The 16,576-nt window shown below is 37.8% G+C and carries 16 protein-coding genes; 4 read left to right on the top strand and 12 right to left on the bottom strand.

Annotated elements, in window-relative coordinates; translation table 11 throughout:
* Positions 1 to 39: 39 nt before the first annotated feature.
* The 5 genes from CEF19_RS17580 to ilvA all read right to left on the bottom strand — a co-directional run bounded on the left by CEF19_RS17580 (position 40) and on the right by ilvA (position 4,212).
* The gene (locus CEF19_RS17580) at positions 40 to 300 is read right to left on the bottom strand and encodes a DUF2524 family protein (protein WP_157800991.1); all 261 of its coding nucleotides are present in this window, start codon (positions 298 to 300) and stop codon (positions 40 to 42) included.
* Positions 301 to 360: 60 nt separating this feature from the next.
* Positions 361 to 1,272 carry a ribonuclease Z gene (rnz, locus tag CEF19_RS17575; RefSeq protein WP_100407262.1) on the bottom strand — a complete coding sequence of 304 codons (912 nt, stop codon included), beginning with the start codon at positions 1,270 to 1,272 and terminating at the stop codon, positions 361 to 363.
* A gap of 15 nt (positions 1,273 to 1,287) precedes the next feature.
* Positions 1,288 to 1,812, bottom strand: coding sequence for a type 1 glutamine amidotransferase domain-containing protein (locus CEF19_RS17570; protein WP_100407261.1), 525 nt, complete (start codon positions 1,810 to 1,812; stop codon positions 1,288 to 1,290).
* Between the two features lie 143 nt (positions 1,813 to 1,955).
* The gene (locus CEF19_RS17565; RefSeq protein WP_100407260.1) at positions 1,956 to 2,858 is read right to left on the bottom strand and encodes a chemotaxis protein; all 903 of its coding nucleotides are present in this window, start codon (positions 2,856 to 2,858) and stop codon (positions 1,956 to 1,958) included.
* A 106-nt stretch (positions 2,859 to 2,964) separates the two neighbouring features.
* Positions 2,965 to 4,212 carry a threonine ammonia-lyase IlvA gene (ilvA, locus tag CEF19_RS17560; RefSeq protein WP_198510312.1) on the bottom strand — a complete coding sequence of 416 codons (1,248 nt, stop codon included), beginning with the start codon at positions 4,210 to 4,212 and terminating at the stop codon, positions 2,965 to 2,967.
* A gap of 314 nt (positions 4,213 to 4,526) precedes the next feature.
* Here ilvA and CEF19_RS17555 point away from each other — a divergent pair, with 314 nt between their 5' ends.
* Positions 4,527 to 4,730, top strand: coding sequence for a hypothetical protein (locus CEF19_RS17555; protein ID WP_100407259.1), 204 nt, complete (start codon positions 4,527 to 4,529; stop codon positions 4,728 to 4,730).
* A 57-nt stretch (positions 4,731 to 4,787) separates the two neighbouring features.
* Here CEF19_RS17555 and CEF19_RS17550 read toward each other — a convergent pair whose 3' ends face one another.
* The 3 genes from CEF19_RS17550 to racA all read right to left on the bottom strand — a co-directional run bounded on the left by CEF19_RS17550 (position 4,788) and on the right by racA (position 6,872).
* Positions 4,788 to 5,618, bottom strand: a complete 831-nt coding sequence (locus CEF19_RS17550) for a sulfurtransferase (protein ID WP_100407258.1) — start codon at positions 5,616 to 5,618, stop codon at positions 4,788 to 4,790.
* A gap of 25 nt (positions 5,619 to 5,643) precedes the next feature.
* Positions 5,644 to 6,018 (bottom strand): YppE family protein, encoded by a 375-nt coding sequence (locus CEF19_RS17545; protein WP_100407257.1) that lies wholly within the window; start codon positions 6,016 to 6,018, stop codon positions 5,644 to 5,646.
* A gap of 326 nt (positions 6,019 to 6,344) precedes the next feature.
* Positions 6,345 to 6,872, bottom strand: a complete 528-nt coding sequence (racA, locus tag CEF19_RS17540; RefSeq protein ID WP_100407256.1) for a chromosome-anchoring protein RacA — start codon at positions 6,870 to 6,872, stop codon at positions 6,345 to 6,347.
* A 194-nt stretch (positions 6,873 to 7,066) separates the two neighbouring features.
* Here racA and CEF19_RS23995 point away from each other — a divergent pair, with 194 nt between their 5' ends.
* On the top strand, positions 7,067 to 7,195 hold the full coding sequence (locus CEF19_RS23995; RefSeq protein WP_264755136.1) for a hypothetical protein: 129 nt from the start codon (positions 7,067 to 7,069) through the stop codon (positions 7,193 to 7,195).
* Between the two features lie 17 nt (positions 7,196 to 7,212).
* Here CEF19_RS23995 and CEF19_RS17535 read toward each other — a convergent pair whose 3' ends face one another.
* Positions 7,213 to 8,187, bottom strand: a complete 975-nt coding sequence (locus tag CEF19_RS17535) for a DUF2515 family protein (protein WP_100407255.1) — start codon at positions 8,185 to 8,187, stop codon at positions 7,213 to 7,215.
* A 167-nt stretch (positions 8,188 to 8,354) separates the two neighbouring features.
* On the opposite strand from CEF19_RS17535, the gene recU reads away from it, so the two are divergent.
* Both recU and CEF19_RS17525 read left to right on the top strand, forming a co-directional pair.
* Positions 8,355 to 8,966, top strand: coding sequence for a Holliday junction resolvase RecU (gene recU, locus CEF19_RS17530; RefSeq protein ID WP_100407254.1), 612 nt, complete (start codon positions 8,355 to 8,357; stop codon positions 8,964 to 8,966).
* Positions 8,967 to 8,985: 19 nt separating this feature from the next.
* Positions 8,986 to 11,640, top strand: coding sequence for a transglycosylase domain-containing protein (locus CEF19_RS17525; protein ID WP_100407253.1), 2,655 nt, complete (start codon positions 8,986 to 8,988; stop codon positions 11,638 to 11,640).
* An 88-nt stretch (positions 11,641 to 11,728) separates the two neighbouring features.
* Here the strand turns inward: CEF19_RS17525 and CEF19_RS17520 are convergent, their stop codons facing one another.
* From CEF19_RS17520 to nth, 3 genes are all read right to left on the bottom strand, one after another.
* On the bottom strand, positions 11,729 to 15,307 hold the full coding sequence (locus CEF19_RS17520; protein WP_100407252.1) for a dynamin family protein: 3,579 nt from the start codon (positions 15,305 to 15,307) through the stop codon (positions 11,729 to 11,731).
* 108 nt (positions 15,308 to 15,415) lie between these two features.
* Positions 15,416 to 15,913, bottom strand: coding sequence for a YpoC family protein (locus CEF19_RS17515; protein WP_100407251.1), 498 nt, complete (start codon positions 15,911 to 15,913; stop codon positions 15,416 to 15,418).
* A gap of 5 nt (positions 15,914 to 15,918) precedes the next feature.
* Positions 15,919 to 16,566 (bottom strand): endonuclease III, encoded by a 648-nt coding sequence (nth, locus tag CEF19_RS17510; RefSeq protein ID WP_100407250.1) that lies wholly within the window; start codon positions 16,564 to 16,566, stop codon positions 15,919 to 15,921.
* Between the last annotated feature and the right edge of the window lie 10 nt (positions 16,567 to 16,576).

Here is a 16,576-nt window from a genome sequence, read left to right as displayed (position 1 = left end):
AAAAAGCGAAGGTTCAACGTCGAACCATCGCTTAATCAACTATTGTTTCAGGATCATATGATTTTGAAGCTGGCGAATCTGTTGTTGGGTTCGGGTAAGCTCATATCGTTGTTCTGGAGTTGCCGCATGAATAAGCGCGTCTAGTTCATCGCTAATCTCCTCAAGCTGAAGCTGTGCATGTGAATATTCAGAAGGATCACCAGGTTGGACACGATGCGCGTCATCCAATGCTTTCTGAGCAACCTCCAATGTTTCTTCCGCTTTTTGTAAAAACTCCTTTAATTGCGTGCGTTCAGTCATCACCATTCCCCCTCATAAGAATGGTCTTACTTTGCGTAGTCATCCATCATTTTATACAAATCAAATGGAATAAATCATCTGATCGTAAGCAATAATTGTATTTGTAAAAGTACGACGAGCTTCTTCCTCAATTTCCTGTTCTTGACCCGCGTATCTTGAACTAATATGAGTTAAAATAAGTAATTCAACCTCTGCCTTATTAGCGATTTCAGCTGCTTGTCTTACTGTAGAGTGCCCATACTGCCTAGCGTGACTTGCTTTCTCATGTCGAAAGGTTGCTTCGTGGATAAGCACGTCAGCTCCTTTGGCAAAATCAATCATTTTCTCAAGCGGACGAGTATCTCCTCCAACAATGATAGTTCGGCCTAATTTCGCTGGCCCTACGAAGTCCTTACCCTCTACCACTTGACCATCATCTAAAGTAAGAACCTTACCCTCTTTTAGCTGTTGATAAATTGGACCTGGCATAACACCCATTTTTTTTAAGGCCTCAACATTTAAAGTGCCAGGTTTATCCAATTCCCTAATTTTAAAAGCGTAACTTGGCATTCCGTGATCCAATTCAATTACTTCCACCTCTAATTCATCCGTTTGAAACCGAAATCCCTCCTCAATTTCAATAATTTGTAGCGGAAAACGAAGGTGGGTATTTGAAACTTGAAGGGATGAATAAACAAACGCTTCTAAGCCCTTTGGACCGTAGAGGATAAGTGGGGTCTCGGAACCTTGAAACGACCTACTCCCTAGCACCCCTGGTAATCCAAAAATATGATCTCCATGAAGGTGACTTATAAAAATTCGTTCGATTTTTGCTAATGTTATCGGAGAATGTAATAACTGATGCTGTGTTGCTTCTCCACAGTCGAAGAGCCATTGCATGCCTTTTTGCTGCAGAAAGCGAATCGCAAGAGCACTAACATTCCGCTGTAGAGCCGGCACACCTGATCCTGTTCCTAAAAAATGAAATTCCATGATTGCTCCTTCTACCTAGCTATTTGCTAATATATCTGCAAATGTTTTTACATAAGGAGGTAAATCCGGTGGCCGTCTGCTCGAAATAAGATGACCATCTACAACAACGGCTTCATCAACCCATGTTGCACCAGCGTTCTCCATGTCATCACGAATACCAGGTGTACTTGTTACTTTTCGTCCATTTAAAATTTTGGCAGAGATTAAAACCCATCCCGCATGACAAATTTGACCAATTGGTTTTTTATGTTCATCCATATGTTTAACGAACGCGATCACTTCAGGATATCTTCTTAATTTATCTGGAGCCCAACCACCTGGAACAAGGAGAGCATCATAATCTTCTACGCTAATATCGGCGTACGCATATTCTGATGTAGCAGGTACACCATATTTGCCTTTATACACTTCATTTGCTTTCTCCCCGACCAAATGAACCGCAGCCCCCTCTTCGCGCAAACGTAAAATAGGATACCAAAGCTCCAAATCTTCGAATTCATGGTCAATAATTGCAATGATTTTCTTATCCTTCAATCTCATCTCAAATTCCTCCTCTATAAGCCATTTCTGCTATTTAGTATACCATGTCCACTCATTTTGAGAAAATGACGCAGTTGTATAAGCACTAGAAGGTTAGAGGAAAGGGACAATGAGAGCGATCCTCTCATTGTCCCTTTCACTTATTACGATAATTTATCAATAATTTCAATTAACTTGACAATTTCAGGCTTACTTACTTGCGCATCAGCCCCGACATTTTTTCCTTTATAAAACAAATCATCTGATATAAGTGAAGAAAAAATTACAACTGGAATACTTTGTAACTCCTCATCTAGTTTTATTCGCTTTGTTAAATGGTGCCCATCCATCTTTGGCATTTCTAAATCCGTTATAATGAGTTGAACCTCTTCTTTTACTTTATCTCCCTGCTTAAGAAATTCAAGATATTCCCACGCTTCTTTTCCGTTTTCAAAAAACGTAAGATGATTATAACCAGCTTCAGATAATGTATCGTGTAGAAGCTTCCTCAGCATACTTGAATCCTCGGCGATCACAATTCGTTTGTTGCTTCGTTCTCTTTTCCCAAGTGCCTTAACTTGATTGATGTTCATCCCTTTTTCAGGACTAATATCGTAAATAATCTTCTCGAAATCCAACAGAAGAATCATTTGCTCGTCCAATTTAACGACACCCGTTGTTACAGACTGGAGACCTTGTGCTAAATCAGACGGCTTTTCAATCTGCTCCCATGAAATTCTGTGAATTCTTGAAACAGAATTTACGCGAAATGCAACTTTCATCTGATTGAGCTCTGAAACAATCAATTTATCCTCAACAAGAGTACTCGAAGGCGGAAAACCTAATACTTTACTTAAATTTACGACAGTCAAAATTTCATCACGAAGTCGAATGATTCCTTCCACATGATCATGACTGTTTGGCATTTCAACCATTGGAGGAGATTGAATGATTTCACGGACTTTCATAACATTTATCCCAAAAAGCCCTGAACCAATCACAAAAACGATAACCTCTAACTCGTTCGTACCGCTTTCGAGTAAAATTCCTTTTTTATCCTCACTCACCCTATGGTCCTCCTCTAATCGGCAATAGGCCGTCTCTATATTCTTTCTTCGCTAACCCGCTTTGCTATCCTAAAAAAAGCTCGTTCAACCTGAACGAGCAATAAATTTAAATTAATAAATTAAATAGACTTTCATTTTTATTAATTTCATGATACCCAAAACCTTTTTTATTGAGTCGATCAATTAATTGATGATAATCTTGATCGCATTTTAATTCAATTCCAATTAAAACTGGTCCATTTCCTTTATTATTCTTCTTCGTATATTCAAATCGATTTATATCGTCGTCTGGACCTAATACGTCAGAGATAAATTCTCGTAATGCTCCAGCACGTTGAGGAAATTGAATAATGAAGTAATGCTGCAATCCTTCATAAATTAACGACCGGTCCTGCATTTCCTGCATTCGACCAATATCGTTATTTCCTCCGCTAACAATACAAACAACCGTCTTTCCTTTGATTTCCTCTTTATAGAAGTCTAATGCTGAGATTGGCATAGCCCCCGCAGGCTCAGCGACAATGGCATTTTTATTGTAGAGTTCTAATATCGTTGTACAAATTTTCCCTTCAGGTACTAGAACGACATCATCAAGAAGATTTTGACATATCTCAAAAGTCAATTCTCCAACTTTCTTGACTGCGGCTCCATCAACAAATTTATCAATGGTTTCAAGCTCAATAACTCTCCCTTGATTTAAAGATTCCTTCATTGCAGGAGCTCCTGCAGGTTCACAACCAATAAGCTTTGTTTTTGGACTAATACTCTTTATGTACGTACCAACTCCACTTATTAAACCTCCCCCACCAATTGAAGAGAAAAGGTAATCAATACTTTCATCGATATCATTCATAATTTCAAGTCCAACGGTTCCCTGCCCAGCAATAATTTTCTCTTGGTCAAACGGATGAATAAACGCCATTTGATGCTCATTACAATATTTCATCGCTTCTCTAAACGAGTCGTCGAATGTATCACCTGAGAGAATGACTTCTGCATATTCTTTACCAAAAAACCTCACTTGGTCAACTTTTTGACGAGGTGTAGTGGATGGCATAAATATTTTTCCGGGTAATTTCAAAGCTTGACAGGAATAAGCTACCCCTTGAGCATGGTTTCCTGCACTCGCACATACCACCCCATTTTTAATTTCTTCTGATGGTAAACTTGCTATCTGGTGATATGCACCGCGAATTTTAAATGAACGTACAACTTGAAGGTCTTCTCTTTTTAAATAAACATTGCATTCATAACGCTCCGATAATGCTTGATTTCTTTGTAGAGGTGTATGCGTAACAACGTCTTTTAACCGTTGATTAGCAATGATAATATCTTCTAAATGTATTTGTGCCATTGTACTTAATCCTTTCATCATGAAAATCATGCTTTTCTAACGTACTGAACAATAGATTTATCTTATCATATTGCACACCTTTTGCGAACCCCTGACCCTACACGTTCAACGTTTCAAACAAACACTCTACCTTGCTTAACATGCCTAGGATTCCATCACCTATTATATTAGCAAGCAGATTAAATTAAATATGCTCATTTTGTGGCATATTTGTTTCCTTTATTGATTATTTATAGGACGAACTCTATAATGAAAAGGATAGAAAACTGTGTAAAACTAAAAGGTTTGTTTTTACGTTACGAGGAGGGTCGAAAATGCTTAAAAAGTTATCTGTTCTAGCGGCTTGTCTGCTTACATTTTTCGTAGTACCATTTCAGGTAGCTCTTGCTGCTGCCGGGGGTGCTGCTGAAGAGGCTGCTCATGCAGAACCATCAACTCTACTAGTCACACTTCTAACAATTATGTCATTCGGTACGCTTATTGTTATGATTTTTTATTCTTTCCGCGATAATGGCTAGCTACAATACAAAAAAGCACGGATTATTTATTCAGTCCGTGTTTTTTTGTATTTAGATTCACTTATCCTTTACACATTCAATCTCGGAGTCCTCATAGCTAATCCAATCACTCCAACTACCGCTATACAATCTCACTCGTTCAAACCCTAAATTTTTTAAGGCTAAGATATTAGGACAAGCTGTTACACCCGACCCACAGTAAACAATTAGTTCATCTTTAGGTGAGAAAGTAGCAAATTGTTGCATATTTTCAACTGCTTTCCAACGTCCATTTTCCATTAGTACTTCTTTCCAAAAAATGTTTTTAGCACCTGGGATATGCCCAGCTATGCGATCGATTGGTTCAATTTCTCCTGCATATCGTGCCGGCTCTCTAGAATCAATAAGGATGGATGTATCTGTACGTTCAAGTACCATTTCTCGAGTTGCGAGTAACTCTTCACAAATATTAGCCTTAAATATTTTCTTATCAAATGAAGGGATGACAGGTGTAACATTTGAATTTTTCTCAACCCAAGACGAAAAACCACCATTTAGTACATAAACATTGTCATGACCCATATATTGTAGAAGCCACCATAGCCTTGAAGCAAATGGACCGCCTTCATCATCATAAGCAACAACTGTGACTTTATTATCAATTCCATATTGACCTAATTTCACTGATAAGGTTTCTATACTTGGTAATGGATGACGACCTCCGTGCTCCATCACAGGACCGGATAAATCTTTTTCTAAATCTAGATAGACTGCTCCGGGTATATGAGCCTGCTCATAACGAAGTTCGCCGTTCTCAGGATCTCCCAGAGAGAAACGACAGTCGATAATTCGTACCTGTTGGTTGTCTATATTTCTCCCAAGCCAATCAATGTCTACAATTGAATTCATTTTTTACCTCTCCTGTTCTTAACATCTATTTCGTATTCAATGCGTTTAGTACCTGCTGCAATACATATTCGACCGATTTAAACGTTTCATGTTGACGCTTCAAACCTGTATCAGCGTAAAACGACTTTATTGCAACAATTTCTAAATTTTCTTCGGTTTGATTTAATTGAATAGGATGAAGGTGAAGAGGTCTGTTCTCCTGAACAAACCGAATCGCTAAAGGAAGCCATTCTGTTTTGATATGTGTCACCTTATCGACAAACGGCTTAACCCTTCCGTAAAAATCGACCTCATAGCCTTCTTTTTTGACGAAATTTATATAATAGTGTTCTGCTTCTTGGTTTAAGTCTAACAACTGTTCTGTTAAAACTTTTAATTTTTCATACTCCATTTGATTCATCTCATCAACCTCCATTTCCATCTTACCAAAACCTTTTGATACGGTCGATTAAAAGGGCCCTGAAAAAGGGTGCTTTTCCTATCTCAGGGCCCTCTTAGTAATGCGCCGATCCATTGTCCGGTTTTGAAAAGCCTTGCTATGAGTGGTTTTCTTATAGCAAGGCGCGCAACGAGTGAAGCCCTTACTGCTTCCTCGAAATGCGTTCAAAGGTTTTTTCAGCGACCTCGAAAATCGTACCTTTTTTCAGTGGCCTGTGGTATTCACCTTTCTTAGTAGGCTTTTAAGCAATCACAAAAGCGCACCCTATATTCGAGTGCGCTATCTATTTAAAATGAAAACATTTGCATAAGCGAACGACGTTTTTTCTTGACCTCACCGCCTGCAACGAGAGGCAAATGGTCACTAAGATTAAATGTTGACTGAGGTACTTTGTTTTCAATATTTCCTAAGCGTTTTTCCAATTTCTGTAGGTTTTGATACATTTCTTCTAACTCGGCGCGATGTTTAAGTAGTTGATAGCTTACGACCTCATCTGCTTTACGTGATAATTGATGTTCAAGATCGGTTACCCTGGTGATGACTTCTCCTAATTTTTGGTCATACTTTCTTGTATCCACCATCGTAGGATCAGCTTGATTTGCTATCCCCTGAAATTCTGTAAGATCAACTTCTCTCATTCTTTTCCCTTCTTGCAATTGCTTTTGAATAGAAAGTAAAGCTTTAATTTGTTGTTGAGAAAAATATTGATAGCCATATTCATCCACTTGACATTGTATACCGAAATAAGTCGTCCATCTTTTAATTGTCGTTGGATTTATGCCAAGTTCATTTGAATTTTGTGAAGATTTCATCATTCATCCCTCCAATAATTTTTCTTATAAATCTTTAATTCGATTTGTAACATTAAGTCCCTCCACGTTTGACAAAACTAGAAGGGTTTCGTCAAAGAAAGTCCTATTTTGCTCATTTTTATTTTTCGAATCATCACATGTAAACACACATCTATAGACATACTATGTTTGAAAAGTCATGAAGGAGGGAACAGATTTTGAATAAAAAACGGAAGAATAATCAACCAACTCCAGCTCAAAAAGAAGAAATAAACAATGAAAAGACATTGGTCGATGGCTATGTTGGTGATAAAAAGAACGCTGGTCCAAACCGCCCCGCTGAGTGATAAATAAGAAAACCACTTCACTTTGAAGTGGTTTTCTTCATACTAAGCCAAGCTTTTACTTTAACTGAATAGTACAATTCTAATTGTTTTAAACGTAACCACTCAGTTCTTTCATTAGGAATGTCGCATTCGATTGGATTAAATAAATGCTTGAGATTGCCTTTAGCATGTATTAACCAATCCTCCGATAAATAGTGATCATGCTCAAATATCGGAAGTGTTAATCTGAGCATCGGACTTGTATTTTTCGTTTTCCAATTTAAAAATCGGGCATAATCGTTTCGCGATCCTGTGGGTTCAACCTTTTTATGAAAGTCAATGAATTGTTCAAATAGAGTCGGATTAAACAGCAAAGCGGCTAACTTTTTGCCTAACCAGATTCTCTTTGACACATCGCGAAATTTACGAACATAATATCCGTATAGCTCTCCCCTTCTAGTTGGAAACAAAACATAACTAAAATGAGCGTGTTCTTCTAGAAAGTAACCAACTGTGTTAAACACTTTCGTTTGATAAAACGTATTTTCAATAACCGGTTTTTGAATAACATATTGTTCATTTATAATTTGAGCTGTACAAAGCCGAATTTCATCTCTTTTCTCCCAAAACATTCTCCATTCATATTCCATAAATTTAGAAACTCCTATTTCTGACAATAAATGAAAATAGGGTTTTCCCCTTTTTTTTGAATACTCATACAGAACAAGCTGTGGATAGGCATCGGCGAAAATTAACCAATTTGCACGTTCATATGTTGAAAAAATTACGGCTCTTTCTGTTTTTTCGACTAATTGTTGAAACCATTTACTCTCTAAATCCGTCATATTCCATCCAGCATTTCTTGAGACCATTCCAGCTAAAAGTGCCCATCTAATTTCTGGATGTTCAGTATAGAAATTCTCATAAAATATGGTACGTGAAATATTGTCCACATTACCTTTTTTTGTTTGCTTTAGTAAATGATTTATTAGATTTTGCTTTTGTTCTACCACAACTGCCCCACCTTTCACAAGAATCTACACGATTTTAACAAAAATCACATTACCCAACTCTTCCTTCTTTATGATAAGATAATGTGATGGAATCTATCCCTATATATGAAGGTTCTATATTAGTTCGTTCGTGCATACGATTTAATTTGGAAAGGATGGTGAGGACTATGACGATTCGATATCCGAATGGAAAACGCTATACATCTACTCAGCCTTCCGCTCCCAAAAAAAGCGCAAAACAACTGACGTATAGTAATCGGGGTATGACATTTGAGGAAGATATTAACCAAACGAACGAATATTATCTTCATCATGGCAAAGCGGTTATTCACAAAAAACCAACACCAGTACAAATTGTACAAGTAGATTACCCAACACGAAGTGCCGCTGTAATAAAAGAAGCCTATTTTAAACTTGCTTCAACCACTGACTATAACGGAATCATTCAAGGTCGTTACATCGACTTTGAAGCAAAGGAAACTAGAAATAAGCAATCATTCCCGTTAAAAAACTTTCATGAGCACCAAATTATTCATATGAAACAAGTTTTACATCAACAAGGCATTTGCTTTGTTTTACTAAGATTTTCTTTAACAGATGAAATTTTTCTTTTAGACGCGACCCACTTAGTCAATTATTATGAAAACCAAGATAAAAATAGAAAATCTATTCGTAAATCAGATATTGCAGAACTTGGACATCTGATTAAAATAGGCTACCATCCACGAATAGATTATTTGTCTGTTGTTATCGATGTTTATTTAAACAAACAGAGATGATTAGAAAGGAAGATATAGGATGTCAGATACAAATACAAGACAAGGACGTCGCAAAGCGCGGGGAGAAAAACAACAAAACGTGCGAAAAGGTAAATCTCCTTCCAAAACGGGATTGTTTAAGAAACTTGCCCTTATTTTTACGGCTTTAGTTATTATCCTTGTAATTGGTGGGGGAATCACTGTATTTTCAATGATACAAGGTGTTCCAGACCTCGATGAAGAAAAACTCACACTTTCACAAGCGGCACAAATATACGCGGATGACGATCAATTTGTTTCTCAATTAGATGCAACAGAAAGACGCGTTAATAAAAGCATTCAAGACATTCCTCAAGTCGTTGAGGATGCATTTATTGCGGTGGAGGATGTACGCTTTCGAAACCATTTTGGTATTGATATTAAACGATTATTTGGTGCTATAGCAGCAAATATTACTGACGGTTTCGGGGCAGAAGGTGCCAGTACAATTACACAGCAACTCGTAAAAAACTTGTTCCTGAATGATCAAAAGAAATTAACACGAAAAGTACAAGAGCAATATTTAGCAGTGAAGTTAGAGCAGAGGTATTCAAAGGACCAAATTTTAGAAATGTATTTAAATCAAATTTATCTCGGTTCTGGCGCATATGGTGTAGAGCTTGCATCTCAAACCTACTTCAGTAAGCCTGTTGAAGAATTGACGATTGAAGACGCAGCTCTTTTAGCTGGTATTCCTAGAAGACCTAGTTTCTATGACCCTACCAAAAATCCCGAAGCAGCAGAAAGCCGTCGGAACCTTGTTATATCGTTAATGGCTCAGCATGGGAAAATCACACAAGAAGAAGCGGAAAATGCAAAGAGTGTTCCACTTGAAGACCAATTAAATCAAACAGAGCGAGAATCTTATCCATATGAGGCTTTTTATAATCAAGTACTTCGTGAACTTGAAGAAATGGAAGGAATTACGGTAAATGATTTATACAATGCTGGCTTAAAAGTGTATACCACACTTGACGTTGATGCACAGGAACATACCGAAAATGTTCTTCATACAGATGAATATGTAAGTGGATTTCCTGAAAATGAGGATTTCCAAGCTGGTGTCACATTAATGGACACCAAAACGGGACAGATTAAAGCAATCGGAAGCGGACGAAAAGATACAGGTGTTCAACGTGGTTTTAATTACGCCACAGATATCCGAAAACAACCAGGTTCAACAATTAAACCGATTTTAGACTACGGACCAGCGATTGAGTACCTTCAGTGGTCAACCGGACATGTGATTAAAGATGAACCACATACGTACAATACTGGCGATACCATTCGGAACTTTGATCGTAGACACGAAGGTGCCATTTCAATGAGACGAGCTTTGGCTCGTTCACGAAATGTAACTGCGATTAAAGCACTTCAAGAAGTGGGGGTAGCCAAAGCCCAAAGCTTTGCTGAAGGGTTAGGAGTTCCAATTGAGTTACCAGAGGGACAATCTGCTATGCCAGAAGCTTATGGCTTAGGTGGTTTTGAAACGGGTATCTCAACCTTACATCTAGCAGGTGCGTATGCTGCATTCGGTAATAACGGGACATACACAAAACCTTATACCGTTCGTAAAATTGAATTTCCTGATGGACGTGTTATAAATACTACACCACAATCAACGATGGCAATGAGTGATTATACTGCTTATATGATTACAGACATGTTAAAATCGGTTGTGAATCCAGGCGGTACAGGAACAAATGCAAATATCCCTGGATTACAACTTGCTGGAAAAACAGGAACAACAAATTTTGATGAAAACATCAGTAAAAGTCATAATATTCCTAGCGGAGGTGTACCGGATAAGTGGTTTGCTGGTTATACAACCAATTATACAGCTGCGGTTTGGACCGGTTATACCAAAAACGCCCCTGACAATTATCTAAGTGGAAATAATGTCTTAGCACAGCATATATTTAAAGCCGTCATGCAAGAGGTTTCAAAGGATGCTGAGAATCAGGATTTCACGATGCCTAATTCTGTTGTTCGAGTTGGGGTAGAACGCTCAACAGGGTTGCTTCCAAGTGATTTTACTCCACAAAGTGAGATTGTCTATGAGTTATTTGTACGTGGAAATGAACCGACAAAAGTCTCAGAAGAGTTTATGGAAATTCCGTCTCCTACTGATCTCACTGCTGGTTTTGACGAAGATCGAAACCAAATTGTTGTGAGCTGGAATTATCCTGAGGAGTATCGTAATAATACTACATTCGAGATTCGCCTAACAACGAATGGTGAAAATTCACAAACTCTTGACCGCTCGAAGAATATGCAATATGTCTACCCAACACCTGAACTAGGTTCAACTTATCGATTTGAAGTATTGGCTATTTCTGATGACAATTCGAACGTAACAAGTGACCCTGTATCAGTTGAAGTTGTAATAGCCGAAGAGGAGGAGGAGGAGTTAGAACAAGAACAGGATAGGGAGCAGGATGGGGATGATAATGAGATTCCTGACCCGCTTGAGGAAATTATCCCTGAGGAAGATGAACCAACCCCTGATGACGATGAAGAAGAACAGCAACCAGGGTCTGAGGATACACCTGGAAATGGAAATGGAAACGGGAAACCTCAAGAAGAAGACCAAGAACCAAACAACGATGCAACTCTTGAACAACGAAGTTTAAATCTTTTTAGAGACGATGAATAAGAAAGCTGTATGCAGCTTTCCAATCAAGATTCTTATCTACTTAAAAAGGTAGGTGCCATATAACTTGGCACCTACCTTTTTTTTGCATTCACAGCTGTTGAATCTTCTTTTTTTCAATTTCCATTTGTTGCTGGTCTTTCGAATCCACTGCATCAAATCGTTCAATTTCTCTCTGTAATAAGTGAATAAGCTGTTCTTTCCCCCGTATCTCAAGGTTTTCGATAACTTTATAAATATGGTCTTTCAATTGCTGCTCAAGGATGAGGAGAACATCCCTTGTCTGTTCTGTTGCATCTTCAACCAAGGCTTCCTTTAACCGTTTTACATCGCCCTCTTCAAAAAATGATTTTAAGGATTTAAAGAATCCTACATATTCTTGATTATTCAAAGCAATGAATCGGTCAAAGCTAGGCTTTTCTAACGTCGTTGTTTCAGCTTCAAAGTTTGCTGAGTAAGCTGGAAGATCTCGTTGAACAGACCGCTCCATTTCATGAATCCACATCTCAGTTGCATCCTTAATCGCCTGCTCCACTCGAATTATCGTCGCATGAAGCTCTTGTTCCAAGAAATGCTCCCCTTCTGCACGCCATTCTTTAATTGCAGCCCCAAGCGATTGCTGCTGTGCCTTTTTACTAGCACCTTTTATCGTTGTTACATTGATTGCATCAATAAATCCATCATTTAATACAAACCGAATTCGCTCACGAAGATAAAGGAAAAGCTGACTTACTTCTTGAACACTATGGTTTCGGATAGATTTGGATTCCGATTCGTTTATGAAATCACTCCACTTTATTACTAATTCTTTAAGTTGTTGACGTTTTTCTTCCTTTTCACTTTCCTCACTTGAAATAAATTGAATCGCTTCTGCTAACTTTGATATATATCGTTTTGACTCTTGCTTCAGTAAATCAAAACTAAGCTGCTTTAATTCATGTATTGTTCGTTCGTAGAAGGCTTGCTCAAACGATGAGAACCAATTCGTTTGTCGTTTACCCGTTTGTTTTTCCAGCAGACCTTGTTTACTTGATAGATGATAAATCCGTGGTTGCTCTATTCCATTTGTAAGCAATTGGTCATAGATATGTTTTCTAACTCCATTCAACTCTTGTTCACTTCCTGCTAAATCTGCAGCGTTTAAAATAAAATAAAGCTTGTCATGACGGTAGCCTTCGTTCACTCTCGCCATTTGCTGTAAAAAATGTTGATCTGCTCTAGAAAAAGCGTGATTGTAGTAAGTCACATAAAAAATCGCATCAGACTCTCTCAGTTGTTTAAATGCAACATTTGTATGACGCCCATGAATTGAATTAACACCTGGTGTATCAACGAGAACAATTCCTTGTTTTGTTAAAGGACAATCATAATATAGAGTAATGTGATTAATTAAGCAAGCATACGACTCATTTGCTACTAACTCTGTTAACTCCTCACGATTAATCTCCCGTTTGGCTCCTAAATCCCACGTAGTGTTAGACAAACTATCTTTTAATGTAAGTAAGTATTCAGCGTATGTCTTTTGCCAGCTTGATACATACTGCTTCATCGTCGGCTTCCAACGAGGTAATGTTTCAAATGTTACATCTACATCTAATTGTTTGGCAACAGAGCGAATTTCATTTATTAGCATCTCTCTCGTCTTCACTTCAACAATCGCCGTATTATGAGCATGCTTTAGTTCGGACTTCTTTACAGTATTCACTGTAGCTGTCGTAGGGTGTGGTGATACCGGCAATACAGCCTCACCTAGTAAGGCATTTGCAAAACTTGATTTTCCGGCACTGAAAGCACCAAACAACGAAATCATAAACGATTGTTCTTTGTTTCTCTGAACACGTTTCATAAATTGTTGACGTTCTAAATGAAGCCAAGGCTCGTGCTGATATGTCTGGAGGATTTCATCGCACTTCTCTAACCATTCATCAGCCGTTTTTTCATCGTAATTACTTGAACGAACTTCCTCTTTAAGTTCCCAATTTGTATCAATCACACTTTCTTGAGGTAGCTGAACTTTTAAAAGTTGATTTTGTTGTTCTGTTGTTGGATAAGTTTTTTTAGAGGTCTCAGATAGCTTTCGCTCAAAGGCTCCTTGGTCTTTAAAACGTTCAGCTAAGTTCTCATAATCATGAATGGCTTCATTATAATTCACGTTAACTTTTTCTATCTCCTCGACAAACTCACTGATCTGTTGAAGCTCTTCAAGTTGTTTTTGTAAACGGTCTTGTTCTACAGACCAATGAGTCTCCATACCACGAGAAATAACTTCAAGTGCTGAGGTTGCTTTCTGCTTTAATTGTTTCACGATTTCAGCAGTGCGATCCTTTGTAAACGTAAAAACATAATCTCGGCTCATATGACCTGATACGACCGCTTCTTTAAAAAATTTTTCTGTTATGTTTACTTCAACCTGAGCAATCGCTTCATCAACTTCCATTGAGTTTGTTAAATGTTCACGATCAACTTTTTGGAAAGTCCGCTGAAAATGGAAAGCTAGTTGACTTTTCACTTTGTCCTCAGTCTCTTTTACAAGCTTTTCAAGACGTCTTGCCTGCTCTTCTTCGGTTTTCTTTTTTGTAAATAATAAGCCAACTTTAAACCCAGGTTGAACACTCTCGAGCCAGTTTCGGACCAGTTCGGTTGTCGTGTATGGAAAAATAGTCACGTTCTGAACAATATTATTCCATTCTTTTTGAAACGTTGCTTCTAAATGGTACTTTGCTTGTTTATTCTTTTGATAGGCTTCTTGAACAATGGTTCTTTTTTCAAGTTGCGCTTGATCAAATCCACTTTTCTGCAACTTTTCAACAATTGTCTCAATCTCTTCATCCTTCTCTTCCTCAAGCCTTGCGATAACACTTAAATAAAAGCTTTGCTGTAACCTTTGTTTTGAAAACGGAGAAAGCTGAGCGCCATGAAAGAAAATCGCCTTCATTTCCTTTTCAAAAACTGAGAACTTGTTTAATTGATGAGATTTGGATTTCATACTTGTATAATATAATTTCATCACATCAATACCCCATCTTGATAAACCTTGGCGAACAGATTCATCAAATGCCTCGAATGAAAGCTCACTCTCATCATGTTTATCGATTTGATTAATGACAATATACAATGGTTTTTTCTCATCAGATAATTGCTTCAAAAAATGTAAATTTGTTTCAGATTGAACATGGTTATAATCCATCACATAGACAATTAAGTCTGTACCATATAATGCTTCCAGGGTGACAGCTTGATGGGTAGGATCTGTTGAATCTACACCAGGGGTATCATAAATGACACTTTGCTCCCCTAGAAAAGGAAGTGGGGCATAGATGGTCATATCAGAAATATCTGTTCCATTCATTCCCCATTCTCTCACACGTTCCCAGGGAATTTCTCCTGTCCATTCGTTTGTGTCACCATCTTGACTGACAACTGATAATCCCAATTCACCATTTTTAATTCCGATAATATTCGCACTAGTCGGAATAGGACTAGTTGGTAATACTTCTGCACCAAGTAAACGGTTTAATATCGTTGATTTACCAGCAGAAAAATGTCCACAAAACGCAACTTGAAACACTTGTTCCTGTTGCTTTTCTTTTACAACTGAAAGTCTACTCTGCTCACTTTCAGTTAACGTTCCTATACCTTTCTCCACTACCTCATCTACTAACGTACTCACTTAATGTCCACCCCTTATTTTTATCTCTATTTAACCTTCGAAGCGATTTCACCCTTGTTAAAAAGAAAGACCAGTCTTTCTTTTTAACAAGGGAGCTAAGGCTCCTTATTATTTATTTTTTTCTAGTATTATTGCCTTAGCAAAAATCTTTTCTGCTTCACCCAGTAATGCTTTTAATTGGATAAAGCTTTGGTAACGATTGGGTCCCGACAAAAGAAACGACAGCCGATCTTGTATATTTACTGGTTTAAAATGTAAACGACTCGCTTCTTTGGCAACATGATATAGGGAAGGTACAGGCTGATTATTCGTCCAGAATAAAACATTCATTAATAATGCAATCATATGAAGCATTGGCTTCTTGGTGGCTTGTAAATTCCGTGCTCTGAAATATATACTAAGAAACATTTCTTGCTGTTTCCAAAGTTCAAACAAAATCGGCACATAATATTCTTTGTTTTGCCACGGCTGTAGGTTATTCGTTAACTCATAATAAAATAAATACTTTCTAATATTCTCCGAAAATGAGTTCTCTTCATTATCTTCAAGGAATGACTGCTGATAAAAAGGTGGGCATTGAAATGAAGGTGGAATTTGGACTTTCATAGAATTTAACTTACCTTCAATCTCTTTTTCCCTTCGCGACACATTGGCAGTAATGGACATGCCCCGCATTGCGGAGATTGAGCCTTACAATGATACCGCCCAAAAAAGATTAGTCGATGATGAGAAGCTGACCAAAGTTCTTCAGGAATTCGTCTCATCAAGGTTTCTTCTACCTCTTTCACATTATCCTTCCAACGACAAATACCAAGACGCTTACTTACCCTTTCAACGTGGGTATCTACAGCAATAGCTGGAACACCAAAGGCAACCGATGTCACAACATTAGCCGTTTTCCGACCTACACCTGCAAGTTTTACAAGCTCATCCCGTTCTTTAGGAATTTCACCTTGATAATTCTCAATCAGCGCCTGACAAAGTTTTTTAATGTTTTTTGCTTTACTTCTAAATAATCCTATGGAACGGATATCTTGTTCTAATTCTTCAAGTGGTACAACTAAAAAGTCTTCAGGCTTTTTATACTTTTCAAATAGAATGGGTGTCACTTTGTTAACAAGTGCATCCGTACATTGTGCAGAAAGTAAAACAGCAATGGTTAATTCAAAGGGGTTAGAATGTATTAATTCGCATTCCGCCTCCGGATACATTTCCGCGATAATAGCTAGTGCTTCATTTGTTTGCTTTTTCGTAAGCATTTAGGTACAC

Origin of the sequence: Bacillus solitudinis (assembly GCF_002797395.1) — a bacterium.
Lineage (GTDB): Bacteria > Bacillota > Bacilli > Bacillales > Bacillaceae_D > Halalkalibacter_A > Halalkalibacter_A solitudinis.
Note: the sequence above shows the minus strand (reverse complement) of the source record. Positions and strands in the feature narration are given on the sequence as shown.

Coding starts and splice junctions, on each gene's coding strand:
- nth (WP_100407250.1), bottom strand. CDS start 16,566: ATGCTTACGAAAAAGCAAACAAATGAAGCACTAGCTATTATCGCGGAA.
- ilvA (WP_198510312.1), bottom strand. CDS start 4,212: ATGGCACAAATACATTTAGAAGATATTATCATTGCTAATCAACGGTTA.
- CEF19_RS17555 (WP_100407259.1), top strand. CDS start 4,527: ATGCTTAAAAAGTTATCTGTTCTAGCGGCTTGTCTGCTTACATTTTTC.
- CEF19_RS17570 (WP_100407261.1), bottom strand. CDS start 1,812: ATGAGATTGAAGGATAAGAAAATCATTGCAATTATTGACCATGAATTC.
- CEF19_RS17580 (WP_157800991.1), bottom strand. CDS start 300: ATGACTGAACGCACGCAATTAAAGGAGTTTTTACAAAAAGCGGAAGAA.
- CEF19_RS17550 (WP_100407258.1), bottom strand. CDS start 5,618: ATGAATTCAATTGTAGACATTGATTGGCTTGGGAGAAATATAGACAAC.
- rnz (WP_100407262.1), bottom strand. CDS start 1,272: ATGGAATTTCATTTTTTAGGAACAGGATCAGGTGTGCCGGCTCTACAG.
- CEF19_RS17525 (WP_100407253.1), top strand. CDS start 8,986: ATGTCAGATACAAATACAAGACAAGGACGTCGCAAAGCGCGGGGAGAA.
- recU (WP_100407254.1), top strand. CDS start 8,355: ATGACGATTCGATATCCGAATGGAAAACGCTATACATCTACTCAGCCT.
- CEF19_RS17545 (WP_100407257.1), bottom strand. CDS start 6,018: ATGAATCAAATGGAGTATGAAAAATTAAAAGTTTTAACAGAACAGTTG.
- CEF19_RS17515 (WP_100407251.1), bottom strand. CDS start 15,913: ATGAAAGTCCAAATTCCACCTTCATTTCAATGCCCACCTTTTTATCAG.
- racA (WP_100407256.1), bottom strand. CDS start 6,872: ATGATGAAATCTTCACAAAATTCAAATGAACTTGGCATAAATCCAACG.